The 12,931-nt window shown below is 65.1% G+C and carries 12 protein-coding genes; 8 read left to right on the forward strand and 4 right to left on the reverse strand.

The window, feature by feature from the left end:
* The first annotated feature begins 43 nt into the window (after nt 1–43).
* The 5 genes from EC912_RS04390 to EC912_RS04410 all read left to right on the forward strand — a co-directional run bounded on the left by EC912_RS04390 (nt 44) and on the right by EC912_RS04410 (nt 4,909).
* Nucleotides 44–1,507 (forward strand): GTPase, encoded by a 1,464-nt coding sequence (locus tag EC912_RS04390; protein ID WP_132141941.1) that lies wholly within the window; start codon nt 44–46, stop codon nt 1,505–1,507.
* Between the two features lie 283 nt (nt 1,508–1,790).
* The gene (locus EC912_RS04395) at nt 1,791–2,417 is read left to right on the forward strand and encodes a YceI family protein (RefSeq protein WP_243649149.1); all 627 of its coding nucleotides are present in this window, start codon (nt 1,791–1,793) and stop codon (nt 2,415–2,417) included.
* Nucleotides 2,401–2,988 (forward strand): cytochrome b, encoded by a 588-nt coding sequence (locus tag EC912_RS04400; protein WP_132141942.1) that lies wholly within the window; start codon nt 2,401–2,403, stop codon nt 2,986–2,988. The genes EC912_RS04395 and EC912_RS04400 overlap by 17 nt, the downstream gene beginning before the upstream one ends.
* Nucleotides 2,985–3,545, forward strand: coding sequence for a YceI family protein (locus tag EC912_RS04405; RefSeq protein ID WP_243649151.1), 561 nt, complete (start codon nt 2,985–2,987; stop codon nt 3,543–3,545). Before EC912_RS04400 ends, EC912_RS04405 begins: the two co-directional genes overlap by 4 nt.
* Nucleotides 3,546–3,556: 11 nt before the next feature.
* Nucleotides 3,557–4,909 carry a GTP-binding protein gene (locus tag EC912_RS04410; RefSeq protein WP_132141943.1) on the forward strand — a complete coding sequence of 451 codons (1,353 nt, stop codon included), beginning with the start codon at nt 3,557–3,559 and terminating at the stop codon, nt 4,907–4,909.
* Nucleotides 4,910–4,951: 42 nt separating this feature from the next.
* On the opposite strand, the gene EC912_RS04415 is transcribed toward EC912_RS04410, so the two are convergent.
* Nucleotides 4,952–5,179, reverse strand: a complete 228-nt coding sequence (locus tag EC912_RS04415) for a glutaredoxin family protein (protein ID WP_132141944.1) — start codon at nt 5,177–5,179, stop codon at nt 4,952–4,954.
* Nucleotides 5,180–5,250: 71 nt separating this feature from the next.
* Between EC912_RS04415 and EC912_RS04420 the strand changes: the two genes are divergently transcribed.
* Complete coding sequence (locus EC912_RS04420) at nt 5,251–6,633, forward strand: L-serine ammonia-lyase (protein ID WP_132141945.1); 1,383 nt, start codon at nt 5,251–5,253, stop codon at nt 6,631–6,633.
* 75 nt (nt 6,634–6,708) lie between these two features.
* Here the strand turns inward: EC912_RS04420 and EC912_RS04425 are convergent, their stop codons facing one another.
* Nucleotides 6,709–7,089: a hypothetical protein gene (locus EC912_RS04425; RefSeq protein ID WP_132141946.1), complete on the reverse strand. Its 381-nt coding sequence runs from the start codon at nt 7,087–7,089 to the stop codon at nt 6,709–6,711.
* Nucleotides 7,090–7,259: 170 nt separating this feature from the next.
* On the opposite strand from EC912_RS04425, the gene EC912_RS04430 reads away from it, so the two are divergent.
* On the forward strand, nt 7,260–8,927 hold the full coding sequence (locus EC912_RS04430) for an APC family permease (protein ID WP_132141947.1): 1,668 nt from the start codon (nt 7,260–7,262) through the stop codon (nt 8,925–8,927).
* 178 nt (nt 8,928–9,105) lie between these two features.
* On the forward strand, nt 9,106–10,632 hold the full coding sequence (locus tag EC912_RS04435; RefSeq protein WP_165973507.1) for a trypsin-like peptidase domain-containing protein: 1,527 nt from the start codon (nt 9,106–9,108) through the stop codon (nt 10,630–10,632).
* Between the two features lie 40 nt (nt 10,633–10,672).
* Here the strand turns inward: EC912_RS04435 and EC912_RS04440 are convergent, their stop codons facing one another.
* Both EC912_RS04440 and metB read right to left on the reverse strand, forming a co-directional pair.
* A complete protein-coding gene (locus tag EC912_RS04440; protein ID WP_132141949.1) occupies nt 10,673–11,743 on the reverse strand; it encodes a homoserine dehydrogenase in 1,071 nt (356 codons plus the stop codon).
* A complete protein-coding gene (gene metB / locus EC912_RS04445; protein ID WP_132141950.1) occupies nt 11,740–12,927 on the reverse strand; it encodes a cystathionine gamma-synthase in 1,188 nt (395 codons plus the stop codon). Before metB ends, EC912_RS04440 begins: the two co-directional genes overlap by 4 nt.
* Nucleotides 12,928–12,931: the final 4 nt, after the last annotated feature.

The raw sequence follows: 12,931 nt of genomic DNA on the forward strand, positions 1-12,931 counted from the left end.
CGTGTAGGGCTAATCCGACACAAGGGGCGGCTAGAATGCGGCCATGTCCCGACGCATGCGTCTGCTCATCTCCGCCATCGGCCTGGCGGCCCTCGCCTGGCTCGTCCTGGCCGCGTTCGATCGCCTGCTGAGCCTGGCGCAGCGCTACATGACGCTGCCCGAAGCGCTGCGCATCGTTATCGCCGTCATCCTCGCTATCTTCCTGATCGCGGGCGGCGGCGTGCTGTGGTGGCTGTTCGGCCGACACCCCGCGCGACGTCCGGTCAGCGCCCCGGACCGGTCGACCCTGGAAACGCGTATCGAGGCGGTCTCCCGGTTGGGCGGCGACACCGGGGACCTGTCGGCCGAACTGAGGGAACTGGACCGCCGGCGCGCCGGCGAGCGCGTATACGTCGCCCTGTTCGGAGACATCTCCACCGGCAAGTCGAGCCTTGTCGCCGCGTTGTGTCCGGGTACCTCGCCGCCGTCCGACGTGCTTGGCGGCACCACCCGGGAGGTCGGTCATTACGAAGGCCAGCTTCCCGACGGGCGTCCGCTGACTCTCGCCGACGTACCGGGCAGCCACGAGGCGGACGGCGAAGCGGTCGAGCGCATGGCCCGCGACGAAGTCCTTCGCGCGCATGCCGTCGTGTACCTGTGTGCCGGCGACCTGTCCCGCACCCAGGCCGCCGACGTGCGCTGGCTTGGCGACTTCGGGAAACCCATGCTGCTGGCGCTCAACAAGGCCGACCAGTGGACGGACGCCGAACGCGCGACCCTGACCGCACGGCTACGCACGCAGGCGGATGGGATTCCGGATACGGTGATCGCGATCAGCGCCGGCGGCACGGAACGTTTCACCCGCGAACTGGCGGACGGGACGATCGAACAGGTGCAACGCCAGCGCCGCCCGCAGCTCGCCCCGCTTTACGACGCGCTGGATCGCGTTCTCGCGCCAGGTGCGGAAGGCCTCGAGGCGCAACGGCAGAACGCGGTCCTGGCAGGGCTGCACCAGAAAACCGGCGAGCGCGAAGCCGAAGTGCGTGCCGCGGAAGCCTCCCGCATCGTCACGCGCTACTCGCGCCGGGCCATCGTCGGCGCGATGGCCGCCGTGGCGCCCGGCAGCGACCTGCTGATCCAGGGCGTGCTCGCGGCCGGGCTCGTGCGGGCGCTGGCCGCCCTCTACGACGTGCGGGTCAGCGACGTCCAGGTCGAAGAACTCGTCCGCCAGGCGCGGCTAACGCTGCGTACGGGGACGTCCATCGTCCTGGCTATCGCCGGCAACGCGCTCAAGGCGTTCCCCGGTCTGGGCACGTTGGGCGGCGGCGTGCTGCACGCGTTCGCCTATGCGCTGGTTTTCGACAGCCTGGGCAAGGCGCTGGCCGCATCGCTGGCCCAATGCCAGACCCTGGACCAGCGCGACGCGACGGACCGGATGAAAGACCTGCTGCAGGATGAGGATGGCTCGCGGCTACGCCGATTGGCCGCGCTGACCAGCGACGCGTTACGTAACAAAGATGCGATGTAGGAGCGGGCTTGCGAGCGAAAGCCGATGAAACGAGGAAACCTGATGCTCACATCCGCAAGCCCGGCCGTCTGGCTGCGAATGCAGTCCACATCGTCGCCGCTCCGTTGGCTTTCGCTCGCAAGCGAGCTCCTACAATCCGCGAGGGTGCTCCTACAAGAACCCGCCTGTTCAGGTTGCTATCGTTCGGCGAACAATCCGTTCCCCCTTCCCCCGCTGGCATGACCGCCCGCCTTCGGCCACACTGTTTTCTTCGCCCATGCTTACCGGAATGGAGGATCGCCGCATGCGTTTTGCCTACGTCCTCATTGCCGCACTCGCGCTGCCCGGCACGACGTGGGCCGACACGGCGACCTATCGCTACGACACCGTGCACAGCCAGGTGGTTTTCAGCGTGACCCACAACGGTTTTTCGCGCCCGTTCGGCCGTCTTCCGATCGCCGACGGCGTCCTGCGTTTCGATGACGCGGACTGGTCGCGTTCCAGTACCGAACTCACCATCGACCTGTCGAAAGTCGACATGGGCGACGACGCATGGAACAAGGCCGTTCGTGGTTCCGATCTCCTCGCCGCCGACACGTCGCCGCGGGCACGCTTCGTCAGCACCGGGGTCGAACGTCGCGGCGACAGCGATGGCGTGCTGCACGGCAACCTGACCTTGCGCGGCATCACCCACCCCATCGACATCGCCTTTCGCCTGAACCGGGTCGGCCGCACCATTTACGGATTGCATACCGTGGCCGGTTTCTCCGGTACGACCACGCTCGACCGTACCGTATTCGGCATGACCGGCAATCCGAATTCCATCGGGCAGAGCGTCGCCGTCTGGATCGAGGCGGAAGCCATTCGTACGGACGAAAAAACACCATCCGCTTCGTCACCCAAGGAGGCCGCCCATGGCGCTACGCAGTAACCCCACAGGCTGGAGTCCGGTCACCAAGTTTTTCCACTGGCTGATGGCGCTGCTGATTCTGGGCAACGGCTTCTTCGCGTTGTGGATGGACGGACTGAAGCCGTCGCTGAACAAGATCAACATGTTCGCGCTGCATAAATCGATCGGCCTCACCGTGCTTTCGCTGTTCCTGTTGCGCCTGCTGTGGCGCGCCGTGGATCGCCGCCCGCCCGACGAGCCGGCGCCGCGCTGGCAGCAGATTGCCGCGCATGCGGTTCACGGCCTGCTGTACCTGCTGATCGTCGCCTTGCCGCTGACTGGCTGGCTGTTCAATTCGGCGCACGGCTATCCGCTGCAATTCTTCAAGCAGTTCAACCTGCCCGCGCTGGTGGAAAAGAATCCCGGACTGTCCGACCTGATGGGTTCCGTGCACGAATACCTGTTCTGGTTCCTCTGCCTGGTACTCGTCGCCCATATCGGCGGCGCCCTGAAACATCATCTGATCGATCGCGACGATACGCTGCGCCGCATGCTGCCTTTCGCCCGCACCCGTCGCTCCGCCCCACCCGTCCCACCCGGAGATACGCCATGACGTCCATGTTCCGCCCCATGCTGGCCCTGGGCCTTGCCTTCGCCCTGCCCGTCGCCGCGCATGCCGCCGACTACACTGCCCAGCCTGCCAGCACGCTCGGTTTCAGCGGTAAATTCCAGGGTGCGCAGTTCGATGGCACCTTCAAGAAGTTCACCGCGGCGATCAGTTACGACCCGGCCAATCTGGCTTCCTCGAAATTCGACGTGACGGTGGATGTCGCCAGCGCAACGACCGGCGATGCCGATCGCGACGGTGCGCTGCCCGGCAGCGATTTCTTCGATGCATCGAAATTCCCGAAGGCGCATTACCTCACGACAGGTTTCACCAAGGACGCCAGCGGCGCGATTACGGCGCACGGCAACCTGACGCTGCACGGCGTGACCAAGCCCGTCGACCTTATCGTGACGTTCACACCGAAAACCGGCAGCGCGACCCTCGCGGTGAAGGGTGCGGTCAAGCGCCTGGACTTCGGCGTGGGCAGCGGCGAATACAAGGACACCGGCACGATCGCCGACGCAGTCGAGATCAACGGTAACCTCCAGCTGCTGCCGAAGTAAGCAAGGTACGCATGCCGTCTTTCTGGGATCGCGTGCGCGGCTTCGCAAGTCGCGCACGCACGCCGCCATCCTCCTCGCCACCCTCGCCCGCGACCGCGGACGGCGTGGCCCGAAGCCTGCGCGACCTGCTCGACGATCCCTCGATTCCCGCCGATGTGCGCACGTCCCTGGCGGACGATTTCGCGCGCATCGAGGCCATGCTCGCGCGCATCGAAAACGGTGAACTGCATGTCGCCGTGTTCGGCCGGGTATCGGCGGGCAAGTCGGCGTTGGGCAATGCGCTGCTCCGGCGCGGAGCGTTCACGGTAGGCGTGCTGCACGGCACGACGACCGACGCGAATCCAGCTCGCCTCGACGAAGCCGCGCACGATGGGCTGGTCCTTATCGACACGCCCGGCATCAACGAACTGGGTGGCGAGGAACGCGAGCACCTCGCTTTCGAAGTCGCCGAAGTCAGCGACCTGGTGGTCTTCGTCGCCGACGGCGACCTGACCCGCGAGGAGCGCGATGCGCTGCGCACGCTGGCCGAAACGCGACGTCCGCTGATCGTCGCGCTGAACAAGATCGATCGCTATACCGACGACGAACGCGAGGGCTTGCTCGAACGTCTTCGCGAGCATACGAAAGGCCTCGTGCGACCCGAAGACGTGATCGGCGTCGCCGCGCTTCCCTCGCCGAAAGTCTTTGTCGAAGTGGACGAACGCGGTCGCGAAGTACGACACGAACGCGCCATGCCGGCGGATGTGCGCGCCTTGCGCGAACGCCTGCTAGCCATCGCCGAGCGCGAGGGCAAGGCATTGTCGTCAGTCAACGCGGGTCTGTTCGCCGGCCGGTTGACCGACCAGGTCAGCGAACGGATCGCAACGGCGCGCCGCGATCTGGCCGGTCGCCTCATCAGGCAGTACTGCATTGCGAAGGGCGTCGCGGTGGCGCTCAATCCGGTGCCGGTGGCCGACCTTCTGGTCGCCGCCGGCCTGGACGCGGCCATGGTGGTTCAGTTGAGCCGCGTCTATGGCCTGCCGCTGACCCGCAGCGAGTCCGGGCGGCTTGTCGCCGTGATTTCGGCGCAACTGGCCGCCCTGATGGGTGCCATCTGGGGCATGCAACTAGCCGCGTCGGCGCTGAAGGGACTGAGCGGCGGCCTTTCCATTGTGGTCACCGCCGCCGCGCAGGGCGCACTCGGCTGGTATGCGACCGTCCTCATCGGCCGCGCCGCCGAGCGCTATCTGGTCGCGGGCAAGTCATGGGGCGAATACGGCGCGAAACGCGCTGTCGCGGATATCGTGGCCAGCCTGGACCGCGACTCGATCCTGCGCGAAGCGCGGGAGGAGATTCTGAAGCGGTTGAAGACCCGTCACGCCTGACCACCCTTGCAGGAGCGCGCTCCTGCGACAAACAACAGCCGGTCAGCCTTCCGCGAACGCGCGCACGGCTTCCACGTCGAACGGCCAGTCCAGTTCTGCCCCATCCGCACGGCGCAGCACGGGAACGCGGATGCCGTAGCGCGCTTCCAGCCCCTCGTCGTCGTCGATCCACTCACTGTGGAAATCCGGCAGCCGGGCTTCGGCCAGAAGGGCCAGCGCCTGGTCGCAAAGGTGGCAGTCGTCGCGTTGGAACAGAACGAAATCGGGCATGCGCGGGTGTATGGGGTCGGAGTCGGCAAGGCGTAGAATACCCGGCTATCCCCACATCGCCGTATTCCCCCATGGCCGTCAGCGTTTTCGACCTCTTCAAGATCGGTATCGGTCCTTCCTCGTCCCACACCGTGGGCCCGATGCGCGCCAGTGCGCGTTTCGCCGAGCACTGGCTCGACGAGAAAGGCGTGCTCGACCGCGTGGCGCGGGTGCGCTGCGAGCTGTTCGGGTCGCTGGCCATGACCGGACGCGGCCACGGCACCGACAAAGCGGTGTTGCTCGGCTTCGAGGGCGAGTGGCCCGACCGCGTCGACCCGGACACCATCCCGGCTACGCTGGAACGCATCCGCGGCACGAAGCGCATCCGCATTCTCGGCCGTCACGAGATCGCGTTCGACGAAAAATCCGATCTCGTTTTCAACAAGCGCCAGAAGCTTCCCTTCCATACGAACGGCATGCGCTTTTCGGCCTACGACGCCGAAGGCAACGAACTGGCCACGCGCGACTATTACTCGGTCGGCGGCGGCTTCGTGGTCAATCCCGACGAAGCGGCCGAAGACCGCATCGTGGCCGATACCAGCGAACAGCCTTATCCGTTTTCCTCGGGCGACCAGCTGCTGGCGCTTTGCGAAGAGCACCACCTGTCGATCGCCCAGCTGATGATGGCGAACGAGAAAATCTGGCGTAGCGAAGCCGACATACGCTCCGGCCTGCTGCACATATGGAAAGCCATGCAGGACTGCGTCAACCGCGGGCTGCGTTCGCCGGGCGTCCTGCCGGGCGGCCTGAAGGTGAATCGCCGCGCGCCGGCCATGGTCGCCGAGCTGCGCGCGCAGCCGGAAGCCGCGCTGCGCGATCCCCTGACCATTCTGGACTGGGTGAATCTCTACGCGCTGGCCGTCAACGAAGAGAACGCGGCCGGCGGCAGCGTCGTTACCGCGCCGACCAACGGCGCCGCGGGCATCGTACCGGCCGTACTCCACTACTACTTCCATTTCTGCCCCAACGCGAACGAAGACGGCGTCATCGAATTCCTGCTGACGGCTGGCGCCATCGGCATTCTGTATAAGGAAAACGCGTCCATCTCCGGCGCCGAGGTCGGTTGCCAGGGCGAGGTCGGCGTGGCCTGTTCGATGGCTGCGGGCGGCCTGACCGCCGCGATCGGCGGCAAGGTGCGTCAGGTGGAAAACGCCGCCGAGATCGGCATGGAACACAATCTGGGACTGACCTGCGATCCGATCGGCGGTCTGGTCCAGATTCCCTGCATCGAGCGCAACGCCATGGGCGCGGTCAAGGCGATCAACGCCAGCCGCATGGCGCAGAAAAGCGATGGCAAGCACCACGTGTCGCTGGACAAGGTCATCGCGACCATGCGCGATACGGGCCGCGATATGAAGGACAAGTACAAGGAAACGTCGCGCGGCGGTCTGGCGGTTAACGTTATCGAGTGCTGAGCTCTCGCGCTTGTTTGCTCTCTAGTTGCTCTCTGTGGGAGCAATAGAAAGCACCAGGAGGCCCGACGTCGTCGATCAGCGCTGCGGGCAAAGCCTCGGCAAGCGTTCGACGATCTCTACGCGCACGGGCTCGTCCTCTCCCCACCAGTTGGCCACGGCGGAATAGCAGACGCGCAGTTTGCCGCTGCGCGTATCGAAGCGCTGGCGGCTGGTGAAGGCAAAACACGACACGCTGGCCAGATTGCCGCGCTCACGCATGGTCTGCGCGCACAGGCGTACGGCCGCCACCGGGTCTTCGCCCGGATAGAGGGTGAAATAGAACCCCTTGGAGGTCCTGTCATAGGACTCCGAGTCGATCAACCTACCTTTATCGCTCCACTCGCTGGCGGCATTCACCCCGCCGCTTACCGACATAGCGACAACGAACACGCCGCAGACGGTCAATACCGAACGCATCCGAACCCCTTCTTCCAGGCTGCGCCCGGCAGTGTATCGCTCCCGGCCGAGACCGGGGTGAAGTGCCCCTGCCGGTCAGCACGGCTGACAGGTGGCGCCGGGGCTGTCATCATCCCGCCCTTGTGCCGCCTTGAGGGACCTCCCTGGTCTCCCATCCGACCGGAGTTTACATGTCTCATAGCGCTATCCGCCGCGACGTCGGCGCCTTTGCCCTCATGCTTACCGGCCTGGGCTCGATCATTGGCTCAGGCTGGCTCTTCGGTGCATGGCATGCCGCCCAGCTCGCAGGACCCGGCGCTATTTACGCGTGGATTCTCGGCGCGGTCATCATTCTCTTCATCGCCCTGACCTACGCCGAGCTTGGCGCGATGTTCCCCGAATCGGGCGGCATGGTGCGTTACGGTCATTATTCGCACGGCTCGCTGGTGGGCTTCATCGCCGGCTGGGCGAACTGGATCGCGATCGTTTCGGTGATTCCGGTCGAAGCCGAAGCCTCGGTGCAGTACATGGCCTCCTGGCCGTGGGAATGGGCGCAGTGGGCCAAGAGCCTGTATGTCGTCACCGAAGGTCATGGAGAACTTTCCCCGCCCGGCCTCGCCATCGCCGGCGTCCTGGTCATGGTGTACTTCTTCCTGAACTTCTGGAGCGTGAAGCTGTTCGCCAAGAGCAACACGGCTATCACGATCTTCAAACTCGTCGTGCCGGCCGCGACCGCGATCGCCCTGATGATGACGAGCTTCCACTGGGAGAACTTCAAGATCGGCGCGCATGGCGGCACGCACGCTTTCAATCTCTCCTCGATCCTGACGGCCGTGGCCATCAGCGGTATTGTCTTCAGCTTCAACGGCTTCCAGAGCCCCGTGAACCTGGCCGGCGAAGCGCGCAATCCGGGCCGCAGCGTTCCGTTCGCGGTCATCGGTTCGATCCTGCTCGCCACGGTGGTCTATGTGCTGCTCCAGGTCGCCTTCCTCGGCGCCGTGCCGCCGGAACATCTGCACGAAGGCTGGGCCGGCCTGAACTACAGCTCGCCGTTCGCACAGCTGGCAACGGCATTGGCGCTGAACTGGATGGCGATCCTGCTGTATGCGGACGCCTTCATCAGCCCAAGCGGCACGGGCGCGACCTATACCGCCACCACCGCGCGCATGATTTACGCGATGGAGCGCAACGGCTCGCTGCCGAAGATCTTCGGTCACATCCATCCGCGCTTCGGCATTCCGCGTCCGGCGATGTGGCTGAACCTGGCCGTGTCGTTCGTGTTCCTGTTCTTCTTCCGCGGCTGGGGTACGTTGGCGGCAGTGATCTCGGTCGCCACGATCATCTCGTACCTGACCGGCCCGGTCAGCGTGATGACCCTGCGCCGTACCGCTCCCGAACTGAAGCGTCCGCTGCGTATCTCGGGGCTGCCGGTGCTTGCCGCCCTGGCCTTCATCTTCGCGACCGAACTGCTGTACTGGGCAAGATGGCCGCTGACCGGCGAAATCATCCTGCTGATGGTCGTCGCGCTGCCGATCTACTTCTACTATCAGGCCAAGACCGGCTGGGAAGACTTCGGCCGCCAGCTGAAGGGCGCGTGGTGGCTGATCGTCTACCTGCCCGTGATCGCAGCCATCTCCTGGGCCGGCAGCTCGACCTTCGGCGGACACGACTACATTCCCTATGGCTGGGATCTGCTGGTCGTCGCGATCTTCGGCACGGTCTTCTACTTCTGGGGCATCTCGTCCGGCTGGCGTACGCCGACCGTCGATGCGGCGCGTTTCGACGCGCAGGAGCACCCCGGCGCGATCGTCGAGCCGCCGGATGCGGACGAGACGGCACGGATCACGGGTCACCGCTGAGGCGACCCAACCTGGATGAGAAAACAGCCGGCGCAAGCCGGCTGTTTTCGTTTGAGCGCCGTGAAATTAAGGCGTCATTTTCAGAATCGTCTGAGAGATGTCTCCACCAACCCGATACATCCTGAACCTTCCACGTGGACATCTCCCGCGACAACCGGAAGGCACAAGGAAAAACGTCGTGATCCAACTATCGAAACAGAAGCAACGCATTCAGATCGCCGTCGCGAGCCTCGCGGCGCTCGCCATTCTCGGAACGCTCCCCGCGCGAGCCACGGACGACCCGCATATCACGCAACTCGCCGCGACGTCGAACGCACCATTGCTACTTTCCACGGCCCCCGGCGCCGAACGCTTCCGCCCGGTCGGCAAGCTGATGGCGGCGTCCCACTGCACAGCAACGCTGATTGCCGGCGAAGGCCCCGTCGATCCGCAACGACCGGCGCTGATCCTCACGGCAGGGCATTGCGCCGCTCACGACCTTGGAGACAATAACGCGATCGTCGATGCGCCCGCGGACTCCGCATGGCGCTACACGCCCGCGTACTTTATCGATACGCAACCGGCACATACCTCATTCGCGGTGGAACGCGTGCTGTATGCCACGATGAAATCCATCGATCTGGCCGTCATGCAGCTCGACGCGACCTATGGCGATCTGGCTGCGGTGGGTATCGCGCCGATGCGCCTCGAACCGACGGCAACGACGATCGCCACACCCATCGAACTAACCCACGTTCCCATCATTGGCGTGCCGGACGAAGAACGCTACCTGCGCCATTCGCTATGCACGGCGAACGAAGCAAGGCGACTCTTCGAGGACCGGCATCCATGGTTCTGGACGTCCGCGGTTCCGAACGACTGCGAGGGCGTCGCGGGCGGGACCTCCGGTTCACCCGTCGTGCTGCGCGACCGCGCAAGCGTTATCGGCGTCCTGAATACGACCGTCGACGAAAGCAACGGATGCGGTTCGGGGCGTCCATGCGAGCTGGTCGAAGGCGAAGGTATGCCGCGCGAAGGCAGCAGTTATTTCATTCCCATCGACAGCATCGCACGCGCCTTCACCACCGATGGGATATTCGATGTCGACCTGCTCGATCCCGGTTCCGGTATTGCCCTTACCCGTACGGGACATTGGTCTACGCGCGAACTTGTCGCCGACGCGGAAGGCAACATGCACCCGGCCATCTGGAACCTGCAAGCCAGCACCCAGTTCGACGAACTCCGCTACAAAGTGGGTTTCGCCCAGACCCTGGACTGCGCCATCACAGAGGGCTACAGCGCTGCACTACGTACTACGGACCAGCCCCTTATCAACCTGCCCACGCCGACACGCGAAGGCATCTATGGCATGTGCATCGTCGGACGAACGAATGGCGACTCCGACTGGCAGAAACCGGAATACGCGTCGGTAAAACTCCGTCAGATCGACGAAACACCGCCGACGCTTACACCTCTTATCGCCGTCCTTCGGGAAACCGAAGAAAAATGGGATGTCTACGGCGCCACGCAACCCAGCGAAGTGAGCAGCGTCCAGATCAAATTCGGGCCCCGAGCCACCACGGACTGCGATGTCGACGAGGGCTACCACTACGCCGATGCGCATTGGGAGACGCTATCCAGGGCGCGCGCACCGTGGCGGTTCTGTGCACGCGGTGCCGATCTGGCCGGCAACCCCTCACCGGTCACGTGGCGCGACTTCGAGTAAAAATAAGGACTCGGGACGGGGCACCCTGTCCCGAGCAGGATTAGCCCAACGCGAGCACGTCGCCCAGAAGTGCCTGCGCCGTGATTTCCGGTCCCGCACCCGGTCCCTGAATCACCAGCGGCTGCGCGTGATAACGCGTGGTCGTCAGCGCGAACTGGTTGTCGGTCCCGGACAGACGCGCGGCTGGATGATCCGCCGGAACCTCGACCAACCCCACCCTTGCCCGGCCGCGCTGGTTCAGCCGCGCCAGATAGCGAAGCACCGTGCCGCGCGACCGCGCGGCGGCCTGCCGCTCGCGCAACGGCGCATCCAGTTCGCCGAGACGATCGAGGAAGGCCTTCGTTTCGATGCCACGCAATGCTTCGGGCACGAGACTCTCGATTTCCACTTCATCGCTACCCAGTGCGAAACCGGCATTGCGCGCGATGATGAGCAGCTTGCGAGCGACATCCTCTCCGGAAAGGTCCGAGCGCGGATCGGGCTCCGTGAAACCCAGGCGCCGCGCATCGCGCAGCAGTTCGGAAAACGGACGGCTGCCGTCGTACTGATTGAACAGCCACGACAGGGAACCGGAGAACACGCCTTCGAGGGTAAGCAGGCTATCTCCGCAGCTACGCAAACGGCGCAAGGTCGAAAGCACCGGCAACCCGGCGCCCACGGTCGCGGCATCGCCATAAACCGAACCGCGCCCGCTGGCATTCTGCAGGGCACGCCAGCCGCCCAACGCACCGCCGGCGAGTGCCTTGTTGGCGGTGACCACGTGGTAGCCGGCTTCCAGCCAATCGGTGTGGCGCCGTGCTTCGTTGGCACAGGCCGTCGCGTCGACGACCACCTTGCGCACCGCGCCACTGGCATCCAGCGCGGCAAGCAGCGGCCGGTTGTCCCTGCCCTCAGGCGAACGCTTCAGCTCTTCTGCAACAGCAGAGCCCTTCAGACCTGCCGCAAGCACATGCTGGCGCCGCGAGTTGGCCGCACCGACCAGACGCAACGAACGGGCGGCCGGCGTGTCGAGCAAATGGAGCAATGCGCGACCCACGACGCCGGTACCGAGCAGCACCACGGCCGTATGCGGAACGATAGTCTCCGCCGGAGCAACAGCGACCGCGTTCATGCGCCAACCTTGCGTTTGGGCGCGGCGACGCGTGCGGCCCGTTCGAGCGCGGCATCGAGGTCCGCCAGCAGATCGTCGCCATCCTCGATACCGACCGACAGACGCAGCAGGCTATCGGAGATGCCGGCGACAAGACGTGCTTCGGGGGCCATGGACGCATGCGTCATGGTGGCCGGATGCGCGACGAGGCTTTCGACGCCACCGAGCGATTCGGCGAGCGAGAAGTAGTGCAGCCCGTCGACGAAGGCTTCGATGGCTTCGACGCCGCCGGCGATCTCAAAGCTGAGCATGGCGCCAAAGCCGAGCTGCTGCCGTGCCGCGAGCGCATGGCCAGGATGACTGGCCAGCCCCGGATAGAAGACCCGGCTCACCGCCGAATGGCCGTCCAGACGTTCGGCGATGCGATGCGCATTTTCTTCATGGGCGCGCAGACGCACGGCAAGCGTGCGTACGCCGCGCAGGGTCAGGAAGCTGTCGAACGGCGAACCGGTAAGGCCATTGCAGTTGCCCCACCACTTCAGCTGCTCGGCAACCGCGGGATCGCGCGCGATGACCGCACCGCCCACGACATCGCTGTGACCGTTGATGTATTTGGTGGTCGAATGCACGACCAGATCGGCGCCGAGCTTCAACGGTTGCTGCAAAGCCGGCGAAAGGAAGGTGTTGTCCACGACGACGAGCGCACCGGCGGCATGCGCGGCCTGCGATACGTGGCGAACGTCGGTAATGCGCAGCAGCGGATTGGACGGGGTTTCGATCCACACCAGCGCCGGCTTCGCCGCGAGGCCATCGGCCAGCGCCGCCGGGTCGGTGAAGTCAACGAAACGCACCTGGAAGCGTCCCTTCTTCGCCCACGCATCGAGCAGGCGCCAGGTGCCGCCGTAGCAATCGTGCGCCGCCAGAACCAGCGCACCGGCGGGCACGAGTTCCAGCGCCAGCGCCACCGCGGACATGCCGCTACCCGTTACCACCGCACCCGCGCCCTCTTCCAGCTCGGTCAACGCATCGCCGAGCAGGTCGCGCGTGGGATTGCCGCTGCGCGAATAATCGTAAGCGCGCTTGCGACCGAACCCTTCGAACGCATAGTTGGTGGACAGATGCAGCGGCGGCACGACGGCACCGTGCTGGGTATCGCTTTCGATGCCGGCGCGGACGGCGCGGGTGCAGAGGCGGGAATCGGTCATGGGG

The organism is Luteibacter rhizovicinus (assembly GCF_004342265.1).
GTDB lineage: Bacteria > Pseudomonadota > Gammaproteobacteria > Xanthomonadales > Rhodanobacteraceae > Luteibacter > Luteibacter rhizovicinus_B.